Annotated in this window: 20 protein-coding genes; 10 read left to right on the top strand and 10 right to left on the bottom strand. The window is 70.3% G+C overall.

The window, feature by feature from the left end; all coding sequences use genetic code 11:
- Positions 1-143: 143 nt before the first annotated feature.
- Complete coding sequence (locus HQQ85_RS09960; RefSeq protein WP_173182340.1) at positions 144-1106, top strand: FUSC family protein; 963 nt, start codon at positions 144-146, stop codon at positions 1104-1106.
- A gap of 162 nt (positions 1107-1268) precedes the next feature.
- Here the strand turns inward: HQQ85_RS09960 and HQQ85_RS09955 are convergent, their stop codons facing one another.
- The gene (locus tag HQQ85_RS09955; RefSeq protein WP_173182339.1) at positions 1269-2555 is read right to left on the bottom strand and encodes an adenylosuccinate synthase; all 1287 of its coding nucleotides are present in this window, start codon (positions 2553-2555) and stop codon (positions 1269-1271) included.
- 116 nt (positions 2556-2671) lie between these two features.
- Between HQQ85_RS09955 and HQQ85_RS09950 the strand changes: the two genes are divergently transcribed.
- The gene (locus HQQ85_RS09950) at positions 2672-2947 is read left to right on the top strand and encodes a co-chaperone YbbN (RefSeq protein WP_254069308.1); all 276 of its coding nucleotides are present in this window, start codon (positions 2672-2674) and stop codon (positions 2945-2947) included.
- Between the two features lie 15 nt (positions 2948-2962).
- On the opposite strand, the gene HQQ85_RS09945 is transcribed toward HQQ85_RS09950, so the two are convergent.
- The 6 genes from HQQ85_RS09945 to HQQ85_RS09920 form a co-directional block, all read right to left on the bottom strand.
- On the bottom strand, positions 2963-4153 hold the full coding sequence (locus HQQ85_RS09945) for an MFS transporter (RefSeq protein WP_173182338.1): 1191 nt from the start codon (positions 4151-4153) through the stop codon (positions 2963-2965).
- A complete protein-coding gene (locus HQQ85_RS09940) occupies positions 4150-5691 on the bottom strand; it encodes an ABC transporter ATP-binding protein (protein WP_173182337.1) in 1542 nt (513 codons plus the stop codon). The genes HQQ85_RS09945 and HQQ85_RS09940 overlap by 4 nt, the downstream gene beginning before the upstream one ends.
- Positions 5675-7042 carry a RidA family protein gene (locus HQQ85_RS09935; RefSeq protein WP_173182336.1) on the bottom strand — a complete coding sequence of 456 codons (1368 nt, stop codon included), beginning with the start codon at positions 7040-7042 and terminating at the stop codon, positions 5675-5677. The genes HQQ85_RS09940 and HQQ85_RS09935 overlap by 17 nt, the downstream gene beginning before the upstream one ends.
- Positions 7043-7044: 2 nt before the next feature.
- On the bottom strand, positions 7045-8157 hold the full coding sequence (locus HQQ85_RS09930; RefSeq protein ID WP_173182335.1) for a BMP family protein: 1113 nt from the start codon (positions 8155-8157) through the stop codon (positions 7045-7047).
- 86 nt (positions 8158-8243) lie between these two features.
- Positions 8244-9158, bottom strand: coding sequence for an ABC transporter permease (locus tag HQQ85_RS09925; RefSeq protein WP_173182334.1), 915 nt, complete (start codon positions 9156-9158; stop codon positions 8244-8246).
- Between the two features lies 1 nt (position 9159).
- A complete protein-coding gene (locus tag HQQ85_RS09920; RefSeq protein ID WP_173182333.1) occupies positions 9160-10176 on the bottom strand; it encodes an ABC transporter permease in 1017 nt (338 codons plus the stop codon).
- Between the two features lie 113 nt (positions 10177-10289).
- Here HQQ85_RS09920 and HQQ85_RS09915 point away from each other — a divergent pair, with 113 nt between their 5' ends.
- Both HQQ85_RS09915 and HQQ85_RS09910 read left to right on the top strand, forming a co-directional pair.
- Entirely contained in the window at positions 10290-10976 is a 687-nt protein-coding gene (locus tag HQQ85_RS09915) for a GntR family transcriptional regulator (protein ID WP_173182332.1), read from the top strand.
- Between the two features lie 88 nt (positions 10977-11064).
- A complete protein-coding gene (locus HQQ85_RS09910; protein WP_173182331.1) occupies positions 11065-12387 on the top strand; it encodes an NtaA/DmoA family FMN-dependent monooxygenase in 1323 nt (440 codons plus the stop codon).
- Here HQQ85_RS09910 and HQQ85_RS09905 read toward each other — a convergent pair whose 3' ends face one another.
- Genes HQQ85_RS09905 through HQQ85_RS20785 form a run of 3 tightly spaced genes read right to left on the bottom strand, consistent with a single transcriptional unit; the run spans position 12388 to position 14669 of the window.
- Positions 12388-12762 (bottom strand): VOC family protein, encoded by a 375-nt coding sequence (locus HQQ85_RS09905; RefSeq protein ID WP_173182330.1) that lies wholly within the window; start codon positions 12760-12762, stop codon positions 12388-12390. It abuts the gene before it with no gap.
- A gap of 9 nt (positions 12763-12771) precedes the next feature.
- Positions 12772-13785, bottom strand: coding sequence for a GAF domain-containing SpoIIE family protein phosphatase (locus tag HQQ85_RS21650; protein WP_216851611.1), 1014 nt, complete (start codon positions 13783-13785; stop codon positions 12772-12774).
- Positions 13782-14669: a virginiamycin B lyase gene (locus tag HQQ85_RS20785; RefSeq protein WP_216851610.1), complete on the bottom strand. Its 888-nt coding sequence runs from the start codon at positions 14667-14669 to the stop codon at positions 13782-13784. Before HQQ85_RS20785 ends, HQQ85_RS21650 begins: the two co-directional genes overlap by 4 nt.
- A 66-nt stretch (positions 14670-14735) precedes the next feature.
- Between HQQ85_RS20785 and HQQ85_RS09890 the strand changes: the two genes are divergently transcribed.
- The 6 genes from HQQ85_RS09890 to mnhG are packed head-to-tail and all read left to right on the top strand — an operon-like array spanning position 14736 to position 21045.
- Entirely contained in the window at positions 14736-17678 is a 2943-nt protein-coding gene (locus tag HQQ85_RS09890; protein ID WP_173182329.1) for a Na+/H+ antiporter subunit A, read from the top strand.
- Positions 17675-18190, top strand: a complete 516-nt coding sequence (locus tag HQQ85_RS09885) for an NADH-quinone oxidoreductase subunit K (RefSeq protein WP_173182328.1) — start codon at positions 17675-17677, stop codon at positions 18188-18190. The genes HQQ85_RS09890 and HQQ85_RS09885 overlap by 4 nt, the downstream gene beginning before the upstream one ends.
- Complete coding sequence (locus HQQ85_RS09880) at positions 18187-19812, top strand: Na+/H+ antiporter subunit D (RefSeq protein WP_173182327.1); 1626 nt, start codon at positions 18187-18189, stop codon at positions 19810-19812. The genes HQQ85_RS09885 and HQQ85_RS09880 overlap by 4 nt, the downstream gene beginning before the upstream one ends.
- Positions 19809-20429: a Na+/H+ antiporter subunit E gene (locus HQQ85_RS09875; protein WP_173182326.1), complete on the top strand. Its 621-nt coding sequence runs from the start codon at positions 19809-19811 to the stop codon at positions 20427-20429. Before HQQ85_RS09880 ends, HQQ85_RS09875 begins: the two co-directional genes overlap by 4 nt.
- A complete protein-coding gene (locus tag HQQ85_RS09870) occupies positions 20426-20689 on the top strand; it encodes a monovalent cation/H+ antiporter complex subunit F (protein ID WP_271206368.1) in 264 nt (87 codons plus the stop codon). The genes HQQ85_RS09875 and HQQ85_RS09870 overlap by 4 nt, the downstream gene beginning before the upstream one ends.
- A complete protein-coding gene (mnhG, locus tag HQQ85_RS09865) occupies positions 20686-21045 on the top strand; it encodes a monovalent cation/H(+) antiporter subunit G (RefSeq protein WP_173182325.1) in 360 nt (119 codons plus the stop codon). The genes HQQ85_RS09870 and mnhG overlap by 4 nt, the downstream gene beginning before the upstream one ends.
- Positions 21046-21052: the final 7 nt, after the last annotated feature.

The following is a 21052-nucleotide window of genomic DNA, read 5'->3' as shown; positions in this document are numbered from 1 at the left end:
TCGACGGAGACCAGCCTCTGCTGCTCGCTCCGTCATCGAAAGGTCGCCCCATCTCCACCGGTCTGCTGCCCCACCCCCGCCGCCTCGTCGAGCTCGGCCCGCACGCCGGCGCCCATCGCGTCGCGCTCCGGGCGGGCATCGCGATGGCCGTGCCGCTCCTCACGCTCTACGCCGTGGGTCGCATCGACCTCTCGCTCTACGCCGTGTTCGGCGCCTTCACCGCGCTCTACGGCCGCAGCCACACGCACTTCACCCGGCTGCGCATGCAGGCGGCCGCGGCGATCGCCCTGATCGGCGTCGTCGTGCTCGGCACCGCAATCGGCGTCTCACCCGGGCGCGAATGGCTCGTGGTGCCGGTGGTCGCCGTCGTCGCCGCCGGCCTCGCCTTCGTGGCCGACGCCCTCGACTGGCACCCGCCCGGCGCGCTCTTCTTCGTCTTCGCGCTGGCGGCCTGCGCCTCCGTGCCCGCCGAGCCCGGCACGGTGCTGGTCGCGCTCGGGCTGGCCACCGCGAGCGCGCTGTTCGCGATGCTCGTCTCGACCGTCGGCGCTGTGCGCCCGTCGGCCCGGATGCGCCCGGCCACCACGATGGCCGTGTCGTTCAAGGCGGTGGCCGCGAGGCCCGGCCAGGCCCGCAAGATCGCCTCGGTCGGGCTCGCCGTGCTGGTCGCGGGGGCGATCCCGACGGCGACGGGTCTCGGGCATCCGTACTGGGCGATGGTGGCGGCGGTCGCCGCGCTCGGCGCCGCGGACACGGCGGGGCACCTCGTGCGCGCCGGCCAGCGCGTGCTCGGAACTCTGGTGGGAGTCGGTGTCGCCGCCGGGCTGCTCGCGATCGCTTCGCCCGCCGTGCTCGGCGCGGGGTCGGCGCTGGCGCTCGTGGTCGTGGTGGTGCTGCTGCAGGTCGGCGCCGAGCTGTTCATCGGGCGCAACTACGCGGTCACCGTCGTGTTCGTGACACCACTGGCGCTGATCATGGCGCAGCTCGCGCATCCGGTCGACGAGTTCGGCATGCTGCGCGACCGCACCCTCGAGACCCTCCTGGGCGCCGCCGTCGCCATCGCGATCAGCCTCGCCGCCGCCCGCCTCCCCCGCGCGCAGCGCTAGCCACCTCCGCGCGAGCGCCCGCCAGGTCACTGACCGACTCGATGGATACCGCTGCGGTGGCGCCCACCTCGGTAACGCCCCGCGCCATCACCCGGCGACTCTCGCTACCCGCCGCCCGAGGTGCGAGGCGCGAGGCGCGAGGCGACGCTGGCCCCGCAGCCCTCAGTTCAGCAGGTCGTGCCGCGTGATGATCGCGTCGCGGTCGGGGCCGACGCCGATGGCCGAGATGCGCGAGCCGCTCATCTCCTCCAGCGCCAGCACGTAGCGCTGCGCCGCGGCGGGAAGGTCGTCGAAGGTGCGGGCACCCGTGATGTCCTCCGACCAGCCCTCGAACTCCTCGTAGATGGGCTTCGCGTGGTGGAAGTCGCTCTGCGACACCGGCACCTCGTCGACCCGCTCGCCGTCGACGTCGTAGGCAACGCAGACCGGGATGGTCGACAGGCCGGTGAGCACGTCGAGCTTGGTGAGCACGAAGTCGGTGACACCGTTGATGCGCGAGGTGTAGCGCGCGATCGGGGCGTCGTACCAGCCGGTGCGGCGGGGCCGACCGGTGGTGGTGCCGAACTCGAAGCCGCGCGAGCGCAGGAACTCGCCCGACTCGTCGTGCAGCTCGGTGGGGAACGGACCGGCGCCGACGCGGGTCGTGTAGGCCTTGACCACGGCGATCACCCGGTCGATGCGGTTGGGGGCGACGCCCGAGCCGGTCGAGGCGCCGCCCGCGGTGGCGTTGGACGACGTCACGAACGGGTAGGTGCCGTGGTCGACGTCGAGCATGGTCGCCTGACCACCCTCGAAGAGCACGGTCTTGCCGGCGGTGAGCGCGCGGTCGAGCACGAGGGCCGTGTCGGCCACCATCGGCCGCAGTCGCTCGCGGTAGGAGAGCAGGTCGTCCACGACCTCCTCGGCCGCGATCGCACGCCGGTTGTAGACCTTCACCAGGATGTGGTTCTTGAGGTCGAGAGCCCCCTCGACCTTCTGCCGCAGGATGCCCTCATCGAAGAGGTCTTGCACGCGGATGCCGACGCGGTTGATCTTGTCGGCGTAGGCCGGCCCGATGCCGCGGCCGGTGGTGCCGATCTGCCGCTTGCCGAGGAAGCGCTCGGTGACCTTGTCGATGGTGCGGTGGTAGTGCGTGATGACGTGGGCGTTGGCGCTGACGAGCAGCTTCGACACGTCGACGCCGCGCGAGCCCAGCGCCTCGAGCTCGTGGAAGAGCACCTCGACGTCGACGACGACGCCGTTCGAGATGACCGGCGTGACCCCGGGCGTCAGGATGCCCGACGGCAGCAGGTGCAGCGCGTACTTCTTGTCGCCGACGACCACGGTGTGGCCGGCGTTGTTGCCGCCGTTGAACTTCACGACGTAGTCGACACGGCTGCCGAGCAGGTCGGTGGCCTTGCCCTTGCCCTCGTCGCCCCACTGGGCGCCGATCAAGACGATCGCTGGCATGTGGATTCCCTCCAGTTGACAATCGATCCTATCGTCGGCGCGCCCGCGGCCCGGATGGAGCGGCCGCCTGGGGAAGAACGAAGCCCCACCGAGCGTTGTGCAGGAAAGGAGGAACCATGCCCGAACTGAGCCTGACGCTCTACTCGTCGAGCTTCTGCGGCGCCTGCGCGAGCACGCGCCAGTCCCTCGAGCAGGTCGAGGCGCTCCTCGGCGACCGCATCGCCTGGCACGAGGTCAACGTCGCGACCGCCCCCGACGAGAGCGAGCGGGCGGGCATCCTGGCCACCCCCACCGTGATCATCGCGGGCCCCGACGGCGAAGAGCGGATGCGCGCCGCCGGCGTCCCGACGACACCCCAGCTCCTCGCCGCCATCGCCTCAGCCCTCGAGTGATGCCTGACCGAGCGCTCAGAAGCGCATCCGGCCCCGGTTCAGGGTGACGAGAAGAGCGATCGCACAACCCGCCACGAGCCCGGCGACGCAGACCCCGACCCAGCCGACCGCGCCGTAGGCCGCGACGCCGGCGATCGACCCCACCGCGCCGCCGGTGAAGTAGCTGAACATGTAGACACTGTTGAGACGGCCGCGCTTCAACGGGTCGACACGGAAGATGCGCGCCTGGTTCGACGAGTGTGCGATGCCGACCCCGGCATCCAGGAGCAGGATCGCGACGATCAGCATGATCACGCTGCTCTGCCCCAGCCACATCAGGGCGAAGGCGAGCACGATCAGCGCCGAGGCCAGGGAGAGCGTCAGCACGGCCCGCCCCTCGTCGACGAGCCGGCCGGCCAGCGGGGCGAGCAGGCTCCCGGCGATCCCGGCGATCCCGAACAAGCCCGCCACCAGGGGACCGAATCCGAACTCGTCGAACAGCTGCAGGGCGTAGCTGCTCCAGAACAGCATGAAGGCTGCCGACACCAGCGCTCCGAGCGCCGAGTGCAGACGCAGCGACGGATGCGCGCGCAGCAGCACGACCGGAGACGCGAGCAGTTCGCGGAACCGCTGCGGCAACCCCGAGGGCAGCACGGGGAGCGTGCGCCACAGCACGACGACGAGCACCACCATGGCGACGGCCGCCCCACCGTAGAGCCAGCGCCAACCGACCGCCCCGCCCACGACCCCGGCGAGCACCTTCGACAAGAGCACTCCCAGCAGAATGCCGGAGAGAACCATGCCCGACCCCTGCCCCTCCCGCCCGGGCGGGGAGATCGTCGCGGCGAAGGGCGACAGGATCTGCGGGGCGACGCTGGCCGCCCCCACGACGAAGGCGGCCACGAGCACGAGCGGCAGGGTCGGCGCCAGCGACTGGGCGAACAGCGCGATCGCTGCGACGCCGACGGTCGCGAGGATCAACCGGCGACGATCGATCGAATCGGCGAGCGGCAGGAGGAGGAGCAGGCTCAGTGCGAAGCCGAGCTGGGTGATGGCGGGGAGGAGGCCCGCCAGGGACGGCTCGACCGCGAGCGAGACCGCGATCACCGGCAGTAACGGCTGGCTGTAGTGGATGTTCGCCCCGATGACGCCGGCGGCCGCCGCCATCACCCGGATGGCCTTGGGCATGCCGGCCGGCGGCGCGCCCACGGAGGGTATGGAGCTCATGCGGCGGTGACGCCCATCAGCGCGACCGCGAGCGCATCGGTGTCGAGCGTCTCGCGGTCGAACTGCGCCACGACTGCGCCGCGGTACAGCACGATGATCCGGTCGGACAGGTCGATCACCTCGTCCAGATCCGGCGAGCTGAGGACGATCGCGCACCCGGCCGACCGCAGGCCGACCAGCCGCTCCCGAACATCGGCGACCGCACCGATGTCCAGACCCCAGGTGGGGCTGACGGCGAGCACGAGTGCCGGATCGGCCGACAGTTCCCGGGCGATCACGAGCTTCTGCATGTTGCCGCCCGAGAGGCTTCCGGCGCGGGCATCCACCCGGCCGGGCCGGATGTCGAAGGCGGCCACCGCCTCGGTCACGAGCTGCCGCATGCGCCGTCGGTCGAGCAGACCCCGGCGACGGCGGCCACCGGCGGCCACGGCGTTCAGCGAGAAGTTCTCGGCGAGGCTCATGTCACCGACCACGCCCTGTTCGCGCCGGTCGGCGGGGATGACGGCGACCCCGGCCGCCCGCACCTGCCGCGGAGTCGCCCCGGTGACATCGGCGCCCCGGACGACCACCCGCCCGGCCTCGACCTTCGCCAGACCGCACATCGCTTCGACCAGTTCGTGCTGGCCGTTGCCCTCCACCGCCGCGATCCCGAGAATCTCTCCGCTCCGCACCGCGAACGAGATCGCGTCGACAGCGGGAGCTCCGGCACGGCCGACTGTGAGCCCGTCGACCTCGAGCACGATCTCGCTTTCCGACGGCGCCGGGCCCGTCGTGCGCACCTCGGGGATGGAGGCGCGACCCGTCATCGCCCGCGCGAGCTCTACCTGACTGGCTTCGCCCCGCGAGAAGTGACCGGTCACGACACCGTGCCGGATGACGGTGATGCTGTCGGCGACGCTCTCGACCTCCTTGAGCTTGTGCGTCACGAGGAGGATGGCCGCACCGGAGTCCCGGAGCGCCACGATGGTCTCCAGCAACGACTCGATCTCGGTGGGTGTCAGCAGGGCCGTGGGCTCGTCCAGCAGCAGGATGCGCGCACCGCGGTGCAGGAGCTTCAGGATCTCGACACGCTGCTGGGCGGAGACCGGCAGGTCCTCAACCCGTCGATCGACGTCGAAGTCCCAGCCGAGGCGGTCGACCGTCGCCCGCACCTCCTTCGACACCCTCGCCCGCGAGTACCCGACGCTTTGCGGCTCGACCCCGAGCACCACGTTCGCCGCGACGGAGTACGACGGCACCAACGAGAAGTGCTGGTGCACCATCCCGATCCCGTGCTCCAGGGCGACGCCCGGCGAGGTGATCGGCACGGCCTTCCCATCCAGCTCGATGCTGCCCTCGTCGGGTTCGAGATGCCCATAGAGCATGTTCATGAAGGTGGACTTCCCGGCGCCGTTCTCACCGAGCAGCACGTGCACGGTACCCGGCACCAGTTCGAGGTCGACACCGTCGTTGGCGGTGAACGATCCGAATCGCTTCGTCAGCCCCCGCGCCGACAGTCGGCGCGCGGGTGCGTCGCCGGCCTCAGGACGCGGGGACATAGGCGATCAGATCCAGGATGACTTTCGCACCGGGCACGATCATCTCGCCGTCGACGAGTCCGATGGTGCTCGAGGCGGGCTTGACGCCGGGGAACCACCCCGCCCACTCGTCGATCGCCTCCTGGAAGTAGGCGAAGTCGTCGTGGAAGCAGAGCCGGCGCACGATGTTCTCGACATCGGTTCCGGCCGTTTCCGCGATGGCCGCGACGTTCGTCATCATGTAGTGCACCTGGTCCTTCGCGGGGGAGCCGTAGTACGGGAACGCGGGATTCCGGGCCATCCCGGCTGCCAGCTGCCCCGAGTCGTCGAACGCCATCTGCGTGCTGAAGTACAGCAGGTCGCCGCACTTCACCGCCTGCGGCTCGTGCCCGAGGGGCGACGGAGCGTTCGGCGTGTGCACCGTCTCGATGGTGAGCGACGACTCGTTCGTCAGCAGTTGCAGCGCGATCTCCACTCGGCTGTCCCGCCCGCCGTAGCCCATGTACGGAGCGACGAAGCGGGCCGGCGGGTTCTCGGGGAACCACTTCTTCCAGACCTTCTCGAAGCCCTCGAAGTCGCTCGGGTGGGCGAGGTAGACGTCGGCTTTGATGGTGCGCTCCAGGCTCGAACCGGCCGCCTCCGCGATCTTCGACAGCTTCCACATCACGTACTCGGTCTGCTTCTCGATCGCCGAGCCGTACCAGATGTTGGGATTCACCCGGGTCTCGACGGCGAGCGCCGACGGCGGCCCGTAGGTCTCCGCCCGCCCGAAGTCCCCGGTGAAGTCGGTGGGGATCTCTCCCGAGAGGAAGACGTAGTCCCCTCGCACGATGGCGGGCGAGTACCCCCCGAGCGGCGCCGGGAGCCCCTCGGGGACCGGGATGCCGACACTGTCCGCGTCGTCCAGCCGGCAGATGATGTCGACCTCGACGGTGGTGTCGGCGACGAGCAGTCCGGCGATGGCCATGGCGGTCGACGCGGGCCGCGGCTCGGTGACGTACTCGTTGCGCGCCTCCAGATAGGGCGTGATCTGGATGCCCGGCCAGGTGCGGCCCGCGTCGTAGGCCTCCAGCGTGAGCTCCGGTGCCACGAACCACTGGAAGATGCGCATCGAGTCGCGATCGATGTCGCCACCGGCCGCTTCGACGGTCCTCGCCATGTTCCGCAGCAGGTAGTGCGATTCCTGCCCCAGCTTGTTCGAGAGACGCGGGTTGCCCTCGGTGATCTCGGGAGGGAGCCCGTGCTCGTAGTCGCTCGCGAGATGACCGGACACGAACAACCAGTCCCCGGCTCGGACGGCAGGAGAATATGGCATCAGAGGTTTCGGCGTGCCCTCGGGCCAGATCGCCTGGATGTCGGTCGACTGCGTCATGATCAGCAGCCGATCGAGGCGGGGTCGATGGTGGAGCCGGCGCCGTCGACGGAGAGCGGAGCATCCGCCCCCACCTCGTCGGGCACGACGATGCTGCCGTCGCGGAGCTTCGCCTGCACGTCCTCGAGCGTCGCCTGGATCTCGGGGGTGATGGCCGGGTTGCCGTGGAAGTCGGCCAGCTCGCCGACCTCGAGGTTCGCGTAGTTGTAGGGCAGATACGCGTGGGCGCCGATCTCACCGGCCGCGCCCTTCTCGATCATGTCGGCGGTCACACCACCGAGGTTGTAGAGCACGCTGGTCAGCACCACGTCGGAGGCCGAGTCGTAGCTGTCGTAGTACGACGGGATCACGTAGGTCGGGGATGCGGCGTCGCGAGCAGCTCCGTAGAGTCCCGAGACCGCGCCGTCCACGGCGGAGAGGATGACGTCGGCACCATCGGCGACCTGGGTCGTGGCTGCCGACTGGGCTGCCGCGACGTCGTCGAAGCTCCCGGTGTACTGGATGTCGATGGTCGCCTCGGGATTGACGCATCGCGCGCCCAGGACGAAGCCCTCCGGCTGGCGGATGACGGCGGGGAACTCCCCTCCGGCGACGGAGGCGAGCTTGTTCGTCTTGGTCACGAGGCCCGCGACGACTCCCGCCAGGAAGGTCCCGTCCTGCTGCTTGATGTTCCAGACGCACTGGTTGTCGGGCATCGCGGCGAGTTCCTCGTCGGTCGGCGACCAGGGGCCCTGGCAGACGGTCGTGTCCGGGAACTGCTCGGCGAGCTGCGTGGCCGCGGCCGCCTGGGCGCCGTTGGAGATGACGATCATGTCGTATCCCTCCCCGGCATAGGCCGAGGCCTGCTGCACGATGTCGGCGGTCTCGGTGAGCGAGCCGATGAAGCTCACCTCGATGTCGGGGTCGTCGATGCCCATCACACCGTCGTAGACCGAGTTCGACCACGACTTGTCGTTCTCGGGTCCGTTGGTGATGACGAGCGCCTTGAAGGGGTCGCCGGCGGATGCGGTGCTGCCGGCCTCCGCTTCGGTCGAGCACCCGGCGAGGGTTGCAGCGGTGGCCAGGGCGATCAGTCCGGCGGTGGCTCGCAGGGCGAGCGGTCGGGGGTTTCTCATCTGTCGGTGCTCCTTGAGGTGTGGGCGGTGCAGGTGATGGTGCGGAGGTGGATCGGTGACGGGTGGTGCGGTTCGAGAGGGAGCGCTCAGCTCCGTGGTTCCCAGGCGACGCCTGTGGCGGCCGGATACCGGGCCGCCCGGTTGAAGGCGACGACGACGATGGAGGCGATGTACGGCAGGGCCAGGATGAGCTGGGTCGGCACCCCGGCGAGGAAGGGCAGGCTCTGGGCCTGGTACTGCAGCGCCTGCAGGATGCCGAAGACCAGGGCGGCCGCCAGGCCGACGAGCGGGTTCCAGCGGGCGAGGATCACGACGGCGAGGGCGATGAACCCGATGCCGGCGCTCATGTTGGCGACGAAGGCACCCGACGACGAGGTCAGCACGAGGGTGGCGCCGCCGACCGCTCCGAGGGTGGTGCCGAGGACGATGCCGACGGTGCGCACACGCCGGACGGAGATGCCCGAGGCGTCGAGGGCCTCGGGCGCCTCTCCGGCGGCCCGGAGACGGATGCCCCACCGGGTGCGGGTGAGCAGGAGGAGGAGCACGGGCCCGGCGATCACGGCCCCGAGGACGAGTGCGTTCTGGCCGAACAGGGCGGGGCCGATCACGGGGATCTCGCTGAGCAGTGGAACGAGCATCCGCTCGAGATTCGTCGTGGGGGCGTCGCCCTGGAGGGTCACCCAGAAGGTCACGGTGATGCCGCCGGCCAGCAGGATCACGATGATGCCGCCCACGATCTGGTCGACCCGCCGCCAGACGTAGAGGAAGGCGAGCACGGCCCCGGTGACGAGGCCGACCCCGACCCCCAGCAGCACGCCGATCCAGGGATCGCCCGTACGGGTGTAGCCCACCGCGGTGCCCCAGGCGCCGAGGAGGACCGCTCCCTCCAGACCGACGTTCAGCACCCCGCTGCGCTCGGCGATGATCTCGCCGTAGACGGCCCAGGCGAGCGGCGCCATGAGCTGCACGGCGATGATGAGCACGGTGGCGACGATCTCCATGTCAGCCCCTCCTGATCGTGATGACGCGGGTGGCGAGCAGGGTGAGCACGAGCACGCCGACGACGACGATGCCCATCGAGAAGGGCAGACCGACCGCCAGCTGGAGCCGGTTGCTGCCGACGGTGAGGGCGGCGATGAACACGGCCGCGAGGGGCACCCAGGCGACGCGCGCGCCGGCGAGGAGAGCCACCACCACTCCGAGGAAGCCGTAGCCCGAGGAGATGCCCTGGTTGAGCTGTCCCGATGTGCCGAGCACGAGCAGCGCGCCGGCCAGGCCGGCGCACGCACCGCCCAGCGCGAACGTCGTGATCGTGGCGCTCCGGGGCGAGAAGCCGGCGAGAATCGAGGCCTGTGGGTTGAGCCCGATCGCCCGGATTCCGAAGCCGGTGCGGGTGCGGGTGATCAGCACCCAGACGGCGACGGCGACGACGATCACGATCAGGATGCCCGCGTTCACGCCGCCCGCCGCCCAGAGCACCGGGAGCCGGACGGTGCGGGCCACCGACTGGGTCGCCTGACCCGTCGCGTCGGGGAAGACCGTGCCGATGACGTAGGCGGCGGCGAGCGCCGCGACGAAGTTGAGCAGCAGCGAGACGATCATCTCGCTGGCCCCGAGGAACGCCCGGAGGAGCCCGGGGATCAGCGCCCAGACCGTCCCTCCGACCACCCCGGCCAGGATGGAGAGCGGCAGGGTGACGGGGGTGTCACCGAGCCCGAGAGCGACCGACACCGTTCCGATCGCCCCCATGAAGAGCTGACCCTCGCCTCCGACATTGAACAACCGGGCACTGAATGGGATGAGCATCGCGAGGCCCATCAGCACCAGCACGGCGGCGATGCCGATCGTCTGACCGATCGTGAACGGCGTTCCCACGACCCCCTGCCAGATGGCCGCGCCGGCGGCGGCGGGATTCACGCCCATCGCGGCGATCACGACCGCGAGGACGGCGACCGTGATCGCCACCGCGACCGCGACGCGCCGGAGGCGGATCGCCGGGCTCGTGCTGAGAAGCTTCATGGAACTCCGATTGTGTGTTGTGCATTGTGCACTATCGGAAATACTGTTGCCGACGAGACGACAATCGCCCTAATCGATGGCAGGCTTTTTACATGGTGTTTACAGACGCTCCGATGACGATGTCGGCGACCGCTCCTCTTAACCCCGAAACACTCGGAGCGGTCTCGGCGGAGGGCTCGGTGGCGGAGATCCTGCGCCGTCGCATCCTGAGCGGGCGGCTCGGGGTCGGAGCCAGGCTGAGGCAGACTGACATCGCGCAGGAGCTCGGCGTCTCGACCACCCCGGTGCGCGAGGCACTCAGGTCCCTGACCGCCGAAGGCCTGCTGGAGATCGACACCAACCGCGGTGCTGTCATCCGCAAGCTGAGCGACGACGAGTTGATCGAAGTCCTGGAGCTCCAGGTGCTGATCGAATCGGCGTCGTTGCGATCATCCGTGCCGGTGATGACCGAGGCGGCGCTGAATCAGGCCGCTTTCCTGCACCAGCGGATGCTCGATTCCGACGACGGCACGGAGTGGGCCCTGCTCAACCGCGACTTCCACCTCACCCTCGCCGCCCCGAGCGGACGGACGCGCACCCAGCGCGCACTGCGGGAGCTGCTGAACGTCTCGACGATCCAGCTGCGCCAGGACATTGAGGACTGGGAGGGTCGGCGCGCCCAGGGCGAACGCGACCACGCCCGATTCATCGAGGTCGCGCGATCCGGGGACGTGGAAGCGGCAGTGATCCTGATCGAGGCGCACACCGGAGCAGCGATCCAGCATCGGCTCGAGCTGCGCGACTCTGTAAACGTCGTGTAAACAAGCGGCCGCCAGCACGCGCGAGGCGCGATCGGCTTGTCAGGATGGGGATTGCACATTATGCACAATCCACGATCCGGAGCTAGCCATGGTCGAATCCACCAGCATCCACCTCGCCGTAGACCTGTCGTTCTACCACACCGATTTCGTCTGGCGGGAGCCAGGCGGCTGGCAGGGCCACCGCTACTACGGGCCCGAGTTCTACAAGGACATCGCGCGCCTGGCGAACAAGGGCGTCATCGACATGCTCTTCTTCGGCGAGGCGGCCGAGACGCCCGAGAACTACGGCGGCACGCACGACGCCGCAGTGCGGCTCGGGATGCGCTGGCCGAAGCACGACATGACGCCGATGATCCCGCTGATGGCGGATGCTGCCCCGGGTGTCGGCTTCGGCATGACCATGTCGACCACATACCACAACCCCTTCCATGTCGCGCGACTGTTCGCCAGCATGGACTGGGTGACGGGCGGGCGGATGGCCTGGAACTCGGTCACCTCGGGCTACAAGAACGAGGCGGCGAACTGGGGCTTCGACGAGCTGCTTCCCAAGAGCACCCGTTACGCCATGGCGCACGAGCACATGGACGTGGTCAAGCGCCTCTGGCAGAGCGTCGAACCCGACGCGATCATCTACGACCGGGTGAGCGGAGAGTTCGCCGACCCGTCCAAGGTGCACCTTCTGAACCACCACGGCGAATACTTCGACGTGCGCGGGCCGCTGCCGGTGATGCCCTCGCCCCAGGGTCAGCCGATCGTCATCCAGGCCGGCCAGTCCCCTGAAGGACTCGACCTCGCGGGGCGCCACGCAGAGATGCAGTTCGCCATCAATCGCACGGTGGAGAGCATGGCCGAGCACCGCCGCGGCCTCGACGAGGCGCTGGTACGGCACGGACGGTCACCCCGCGACTGCGGTGTGCTCTGGTCGGTGCGCGCACGCGTCGGAACCCGGGCGGAGGTCGCCGAGCGCGATCGCCGCTTCGTGGAGTCGCTGCCGCCCCAGGCCGGGATGATCCAGCTCTCCAACCTGCTGGGCGTGGACTTCTCGAAGGTCGACGGTGCCACGAAGCTGGGCGACATGCTGGAGCAGGTGGCCGAGCAGCGCGGGCACTACGGGTTCTTCCTCGACGCCGTCGAGACCTCCGGTCCCGACATGACCGTCGAGGAGTTCGGCCGGGTCTACCTCACCGATCAGGCGGCCACCGTGGTGGGCACCCCGGCCGAGATCGTCGACCAGCTCGAGGAAATGCACGATGCGACCGGGCAGAACGGGGGGTTCATCCTCGAAGGCTGCATCGCGGCCCCCGACGAGATGCGTGAGTTCGTGGAGTTCGTGGTGCCGGAACTGCAGCGGCGCGGGTTGTCCAAGAGCGAGTACGCGGGCGACACCCTGCGGGAGAACCTGAACGCCTGATCAGCGCGGCAGCGACGTCACCCTGATCTCCTGCAGCGCCCAGGTGTTGCCGTCGGGATCGGCGAAGAAGGCGTAGAGCACGCCGCCCATGTCCTGCACCTCGCTCACGGAGAGGCCGCAGCCGACGAGGGCGGCCCGCTCCGCCGAGACGTCGTCGACCACGAGGTGCAGGTTCGAGACGGGGCCGCCGCTGCCCATGCCGACACCGAACGCGATCGAGCAGGCCGAGCCCGGCGGGGTGAGCTGCACGACGCGCATCCCGTTGCCGGGTGAGACGTCGTGGTCGAGCGTGAAGCCCACCACGTCGCGGTAGAAGGCGATGGCGGCGTCGACGTCGCTCACGGCGATGGGCACGAGTTCCAGGCGCATGGTCATGGCCGAACGCTAGCGCGCGGGGAGGGTCACCACCAGCACCGTCACGTCGTCGTCGACCGCGGCGACCTCGACCCGGGCGGCCACGCCGTCGAGGAAGCCGCCGACATCGGGCCGCGAGCGCAGCTCGTCGGCGAGGCGCAGCAGCGAGTCGAGCGTGGAGTCGTCGAGCTCGAGCACGCCGTCCGTCACCGAGATCAGGGTGTCGCCGGGCTGCAGCTGCACGGTGCGCGGGGCCCAGCCGGAGGCGGCGTCCTGCACCCCCAACGGCAGGTCGCGGGAGGCGAGGCGCTCGACGGGGGCGGTGTCCGACGCCGGAACGATCAGGGTCAGGCCGTGCCCGGCGTCGACGTACTCCACGCTTCCCGAGTCGTCGATGACCGCATGGAACAGCGTCACGAACGCTCCCAGCGAGGCGAGCCGCGGCTCGAGCGACGCGGCCGCCCGCGCGAGGGCGACGGCAGGGCCCGAGGCAGAAGATGACGAAGAAGCCAGACTCGCTTGCAGCTCCTCGGCGAGCGCCCCCGCCACAGCCCCCTTACCCATCACGTCCCCCACCGTCACGGTCACCGCCGACCCGCTGCGCTGCCAGGCGTGCAGGTCGCCGCTGACCTCCCCGAACGGCAGCGAAAGAGCCGAGACGTCACCGTCCGACGAGACCGAGACCGAGACCGAACCAGAACCCGACCCAGAACGACGCCCCGAACCCGAACCGACCCGCAGCTCCCCCTCCGCCCACCGCCCCAGCTCCCCGAGCCGCGCCCGCTCGGCCGCACTGAGCGTCCGCGCCTCCGGGTGCATCACGCACAGCGTCCCGACCGCCTCGCCGTCGCCCGCCCGCAGCGGCACCCCGGCATACGATCGCACGCCGAACTGCGTCACGGCCGGCGTCTCGGCGAAGCGAGGGTCGGCCCGCGCATCCGGAACCTCGAACAGCCCGGTGCCGTGCACCGTGTACTCGCAGAACGCCGTGCCGTACGGGTACCGCGGCGCGGGCTCGCCCTCGGCATCCCCGCCCCCGCTCACACCGTCACCGCCACGAGCGCCCCGGTCTCCATCGCGACCCACACGGTCCCGTCGACCCCCACCGCGAGCCCGTGCGGCTCCTCGTGCCCTGTCTCCGCCAGCGACACGAACGAGAACGCCCCGTCGAGCGTCACGTGCCCGAGCTCGTTCGACCCCCAGAGCGTGAACCAGCAGCCCCCGTCCGGCCGCGCGTCCCGCACGATCGCGTGCGGCTTCGAGTGCCGGTCGGGCAGCGGATGCTCGACCACCCGTCCCCCGCGATCGACCCGCCCGATCTGCCCGGCCAGGATCTCGGTGAACCACGCCGCCCCGTCGTCGCCGACCACGATGCCCACCGGCCCCGCCTCGGACGTCGGCAGCGGGAACAGCGCCGGCACCGCATCCGCCCCCCGCACGTACCCCACGACGTTCGCCTGGTTCGCCGTGAACCAGAGCGAGTCGCCCGAGGCCGCGACCATCGAGACGACGCCGTCGAGGGTGCCCGTGGCGAACTCGGCGACCCCGCCCAGGATGCCGATGCGACCGAGCGAGTCATTGCCCATCTCGGTGAACCAGGCGGTGCCGTCGTGCAGCGAGGTCACGCCGTAGGGCTGCGCGCCGGGCGACGGGGCGTCGGTGCGTCGCAGCACGCCCGTCGGCCCCACCAGCAGCACCGCGTTCGCGGCCATGTCGGCGACCAGCACCGAGTCGGAGCCCGCGGCGGCCACCTGCGCCGGCTGCGAGGAGTCGCCGAGCGGCAGCACCACCACCGACCCGTCGGGGTCCCTCCGCAGCACCGCTCCCGCGTGCACGAGCGAGCACCACACCGCCCCGTCCGAGGTCACGGCGACCGAATACGGGCCGCCGTCTGCAGGATCGAGAGGATGCACGGCCAGGGAGCTCATGGGCCGAGCCTACCGAGCGCCGGGTAGACTGGGGGCCCTGCCCTCTCCCCGACATGAGGAGTCCGCGTGATCCTGGTCCTGCTGCTGTTCGCGGGACTCTCAGCGCTCACTCCGCTTCTCACGCGCATCCTGTCGACCCGGGTCTTCTACCTCGTCGCCCTGCTGCCGGCGGGTGCCTTCGCGTACACGCTGAGCCAGAGCGGTCGCGTGCTGGCGGGCGAGGAGGTCACCCAGTCGGTGCCGTGGATCCCGCAGCTCGGCATCGCGCTGAGCTTCCGCGTCGACACCCTCGGCTGGCTGCTCGCCCTCGTCGTCACCGGCGTCGGCGCCCTCGTGCTGATCTACTGCGCGCGCTACTTCTCGCCCGACGAGCCGTCGCTCGGCCGCTTCGCCGCGCTGCTGCTCGCCTTCGCGGGCACGATGTACGGCCTCGTCACCGCCGACGACATCTACATCATGTTCATGTTCTGGGAGATCACGAGCGTGCTCTCCTACCTCCTGATCGGCCACTACACCGAGCGCAAGGAGAGCCGCGGCGCCGCCTTGCAGGCCCTGCTCGTCACGACCTTCGGCGGGCTCGCGATGCTCGTCGGCGTCGTCCTGCTGAGCACGGCGGCCGGCACTACCTCGATCGCCGCGATCGTCGCCGATCCGCCCGCGGCGAGCGCCCTCGTCACGACGTCGATCATGCTCATCCTGGCCGGCGCCCTGTCGAAGTCGGCGCTCGTGCCGTTCCACTTCTGGCTGCCGGCCGCGATGGCCGCGCCCACCCCGGTGAGCGCCTACCTGCACGCCGCCGCGATGGTGAAGGCGGGCATCTACCTGATCGCCCGCCTCGCCCCCGGCTTCGCCGACACCCCGGGCTGGACCGAGGTGCTGGTCGTCATCGGCGTCTGGACGATGCTGCTCGGCGCCTGGCGATCGCTCCGCCAGTACGACCTGAAGCTGCTGCTGGCCTACGGAACGGTCAGCCAGCTCGGCTTCCTCACGGTCGTCGTGGGCTTCGGTTCGCGCGACGCCGCGCTGGCGGGCGCCGCCCTGCTGCTCGCGCACGCCCTGTTCAAGTGCACCCTCTTCCTCGTGGTGGGCATCGTCGACCACGACGAGGGCACCCGTGACCTGCGCGAGATCTCCGGCCTCGGGCGGCGGCGGCCGGTGCTGGCCGCGGTGGCGATCATCGCGGCGGCGTCGATGGCGGGCATCCCGCCGCTCCTCGGCTTCGTCTCGAAGGAGGCCGTGCTGAGCGCCTTTCTCGAGGCCGGCGAGCACGGCGAGCCCTGGGGCTGGGTGGCGCTGGTCGGCGTGACGCTCGGCTCGATCCTCACCGTCGCCTACAGCGCCCGTTTCGTCTGGGGCGCCTTCGCCACGAAGAAGGGGGCGGATGCGCGTGCCGCCGCAGCCCCGCACGACCACCACTCGCCCGACCCGCTCATCCTGATCGCCCCCGTCGTGCTCACGGTCGCCACCATCGCCGGAGGCTTCCTCGCCGCCCCCATCGGCCACGCCCTGGAGGGCTACGCCGACACCGTGCCGGGCGAGGGCGACTACCACCTCGCCCTCTGGCACGGCTTCGAGCCGGCCCTCGGCATCTCGGTGCTGGTGATCGCGGCGGGCCTCGGCCTGTTCGCCGTGCGGGCCCGCTTCAGCCGCCTGCAGAAGAAGGTGCCGGTCGTCGTCGACGCCTCGCGCAGCTACTGGGCCATCGTGCGAGCCGTCGACGCGGCCGCCGCGCGGGTCACGCTGTTCGCCCAGAAGGGCGGCCTGCCCCAGTACCTCAGCACGATCCTGCTGGTCTTCGTGCTCTGCCTCGGTGCCACGACGGCCTTGAACCGCACCTGGCCGAGCGAGTTCGTGCTCTTCGACTACCCCGCTCAGGTGTTCGTGGCCGCCGCGATGGGCGCCGCCGCCATCATGGCCGCGCGAGCGACGCACCGCCTCGCCGCGGTGCTGCTGGTCGGTGCCACCGGCTTCGGCCTCGTGGTGCTGTTCTCGTTCCACGGCGCACCCGACCTGGCGCTGACGCAGGCCCTCGTCGAGACCGTCACGATCGTCGTCTTCGTGCTGGTGCTGCGCCGCCTCCCCCCGCGGATCGCGCAGCACAACAAGCCGATGAAGCGCGGCCGGCGCATCGCGATCGGCGCCCTGGTGGGCGTCACGATGGGAGTGGCCGGGCTGGTCGCCCTGGGCGCCCGCCAGGCCGGCACCCTCACCGACGAGCTCGCCCGGCTCTCGGTCGAGGAGGGCCACGGCAAGAACATCGTGAACGTGATGCTCGTCGACATCCGCGCCTGGGACACGATGAACGAGCTCTCGGTGCTCGTCGTCGTCGCCACCGGCGTCGCGAGCCTGCTCTTCGTCACGGGTCGCAACGTCAGCATGCCGCGGCTCCGCGAGTCACGGAAGCGCCGGCAGACCACCCAGCGCGTGAAGCTCGTCAACGACCCGCACACCTCCTCCGAGGCTCCGGATGACCGGCAGCACTCCTGGCTCCTCGGCGGCCGCACGCTCGCCCCCGAGAACCGCTCGCTCATCCTCGAGGTGCTCGTGCGGCTGATCTTCCACCCCGCGATCGTCGTCTCGGTCTACCTGCTCTTCGCCGGCCACAACGCCCCGGGCGGCGGGTTCGCCGGCGGACTGGTCGCCGGCTTGGCGCTGATCGCGCGCTACCTCGCGGGCGGCCGCTACGAGATCGGCGAGACGCTGCCGATCGGGCCGGGCGCGCTGCTCGGCACCGGCATGCTGCTGGCCACCGGCACCGCCGTCGGCAGCCTCTTCCTCGGCGCCGACGTGCTCACCTCGGCCTACTTCGAGGCCGACCTGCCGCTCCTCGGCCACATCTCCTTCGGCACCAGCACCATCTTCGACATCGGCGTCTACCTCGTGGTGATCGGCGTCGTGCTCGACGTGCTGCGCGCCCTCGGCGGCGAGGTCGACCGGCAGCAGGCCGAGGCCGAGGGCGGCGGCGACCACGCCGACGAGCACTCCGTCACGGCGGAGGAGGCCCGATGAGCGCGTCGATCACCCTCGTGGTGCTGATGGCCGTGATGTACGGTGCCGGGGTCTACGTGATGCTCGAGAAGAGCCTGACGCGCATCCTGATCGGCTTCCTGCTGGTGGGCAACGCCACCAACCTGCTGATCTTCATCATGTCGGGGCGGGCGGGTGACTCGCCGATCGTCGACGGGAACGGCGCCGACACGGTCGACCCCATCCCCCAGGTGCTGATGCTCACGGCGATCGTGATCAACTTCGGCGTGACCGCGTTCATCCTGGCGCTGATCTACCGCTCATGGTGGCTGTCGAACCTCGGCGATGAGGGCGACGACGTGGCGGCCGACGACGACGAGGACGAGGCGATGGAGATCGACCAGGCGGGCGTCTTCCACGCGTCGCTCGAGGACGACGACGCGGCGGTGCGCACAATCCTCGACGAGGGCAGCGACCTCGGCGACGACGACGACAGCGCGTCGGGCTCGGCCGGCGAGGAACCCAGCGAGCGCGACCGGGACGTGATGCGATGACGAACACCCTCGTGCCCCTGCTGGTGATCGTCCCCCTCGTCGGGGCCGCGGTCACCCTCATCCTCGGCCGCCACCCGCGACTGCAGATCCTGATCAGCGTGCTCGCGCTCACGGCGGTGACCGCCGCGGCGGCCGTGCTGCTCGCGATCGTCGACAGCACCGGAAAGCCCGCGGTGGTGAAGGTGGGCGGCTGGGAGCCGCCGTTCGGCATCGTGCTGGTGGTCGACCGGCTCTCCGCGATCATGGTCGTGGTCTCGGCGCTGGTGCTGCTCGGCGTGCTCGTGTTCGCGGTCGGCCAGGGCTACGCCGACCGCGACCGCGACACCCCGGTGTCGATCTTCCACCCGACCTACCTGATCCTCGCCGCCGGGCTGTTCGACGCCTTCATCGCGGGCGACCTGTTCAACATGTACGTCGGCTTCGAGATGCTGCTCGCGGCCAGCTACGTGCTGCTGACCCTCGGCGGCACCGGATCGCGCATCCGGGCCGGCGTGACCTACGTCGTCGTGAGCCTGGTGTCGTCGCTGCTCTTCCTCGGTGCGATCGCGCTGATCTACGGCGCCACGGGCACCGTCACCATGGCGCTGCTGAGCGACCGCATCCGCGAGCTGCCGCTCGACGTGCAGATGATCCTCTGCGCGGCCCTGCTGATCGGCTTCGCGGTGAAGGCGGCGGTGTTCCCGCTGTCGTTCTGGCTGCCCGACTCCTATCCCACCGCGCCCGCGCCGGTCACGGCGGTGTTCGCCGGGTTGCTCACCAAGGTGGGCGTCTACGCGATCATCCGCACCGACAAGCTACTCTTCTTCGAGGTGCCGCTGCAGGTGCCGCTGCTGATCGTCGGCGGGCTGACGATGGTCATCGGCATCCTCGGCGCCCTCGCCCAGGCCGACGTGAAGCGGCTGCTGTCGTTCACGCTGGTCAGCCACATCGGCTACATGATCTTCGGTGTCGCGATCGGCACCGAGCTGGCCTCGGGCGCCACGATCTACTACATCGTGCACCACATCCTCGTGCAGACCGCACTGTTCCTCGTGGTGGGGCTGATCGAGCGCAAGGGCGGCTCGACGTCGATCACCGAGCTCGGCGGGCTGCTCAAGGCGGCGCCGTTCGTCGCCGTGCTGTTCTTCATCGGGGCGCTCAACCTCGGCGGCATCCCGCCGTTCTCGGGCTTCCTCGGCAAGGTCGGCCTGTTCGAGGCGGGCGCCGCGAGCCCCAACCCGCTCGTGTACGTGATGATCGGCGCCGGCATCGTCACCTCGCTGCTCACCCTCTACGCCCTGATACGCGTGTGGAACATGGCCTTCTGGCGTCCCAAGAAGGACGTGGAGGGCTACGAGTCGCCGCTGATCGAGTCGCTGCAGGAGGGCCCGACCGGTTCCGTCGGCACCATGACGGGCACGGCGACCTCGACCGACACCCAGACCCGCACCTCGCCGCTGATGATCGCGGCGGCGACGGGGCTGATGGCGCTGACCCTCTGCCTGACCGTGTTCGCCGGGCCGCTGTTCGATCTCGCCCAACGCGCGGCCGGCAACGTCTCGACCCCCGAGCCCTACGTCGACTCGGTCTTCCCCGAGGGCGCGCTGGTGCCGATCTCGGTCGACGAAGGGGGTGTCGGATGATCGCCCGCCTCGTCAGCGGACTGGTGCCCTTCCTCGGCCTCGTGCTGATCTGGGTGCTGATCTGGGGTCAGGTCACCTGGCTCGCCCTGGTCACCGGGGTCGCCCTCGCTCTGTTCGTCTCGGCCGTCTTCTACCTGCCCGCCGTGCGGCTGAGCGGGCGGCTCAACCCCTGGTTCGGGCTGCTGTTCGTGCTGCGGCTGCTCGGCGACATCGTGCTCGCCTCGCTGCAGATCGCCTGGATCGCGATCGGGCCGGGCTACCGGCCCTCGAACGCGGTGATCGCGGTGCAGCTGCGCACACGCTCCGACCTGATCATGACGTTCACGGCCGAGGCGGTCTCGCTGGTGCCCGGGTCGATCGTGCTCGACATCGACCGCGAGGCCTCGACGCTCTACCTGCACGCATTGAACGTGAAGTCGGTCGAGGAGATCCCGGCGCTGAAGCAGAGGGTGCTCGACACCGAGCGGCGGCTGATCCGCGCGGCCGGCTCGGCCGACGACCTGGCGCGGCTGGCGGAGGGCGGCACCGCCGCATCCGGGCCGGCATCCGCATCCCGATCCGGATCTGCGTCCGGGCCGGCATCCGCATCCGCATCCGCAGAGGAGGACGCCTCGTGATCGTCGTCGTGATCGTCGCCGGGCTGCTGATGGGCGCGGGCGCCATCGGGGCGCTCGTGCGCATCATCCGCGGGCCGTCAGCCCTCGACCGCATCATCGCCTCCGACGTGCTGGTGGCCACCGCCATCTGCGCCATCGGGGCCGAGATGGCCATCAACCGGCACACCGACACGATGCCCGTGCTGCTCGGGCTCGCGCTGTTCGGCATCGTCGGCTCGGTCTCGGTCGCCCGCTTCCTCTCGGCGAGGGACGACACATGAACGGCCTGGAGTGGGGCTTCGACGGCCTCGACCTCCGCGACGTGATCACGGGGGTTCTCGTGCTCGTCGCCGCGCTGATGTGCTTCGCCGCCGGAGTCGGCCTGCTGCGCTTCCCCGACGTGCTGTCGCGCCTGCACGCCGCCACGAAGCCGCAGATCCTCGGCGTGATCGCGATCGTGGCCGACGTGGCGGTGTCGAACCCCTCGCTCGTGACGATCACCCTCGCGGTCGCCATTGTCTTCTTCCAGAGCCTCACGGCCCCGGTCTCGGCGCACATGGTGGGCCGGGCGGCCTATCGCACCGGCCACTTCCGCCGTGACATCCTCGTGGCCGACGAGTTCCGGGGCCACGACTGAACCGAGC

The organism is Herbiconiux sp. VKM Ac-2851 (genome assembly GCF_013205105.1).
Classification (GTDB): Bacteria; Actinomycetota; Actinomycetes; order Actinomycetales; family Microbacteriaceae; genus Herbiconiux; species Herbiconiux flava.
Note: the sequence above shows the minus strand (reverse complement) of the source record. Positions and strands in the feature narration are given on the sequence as shown.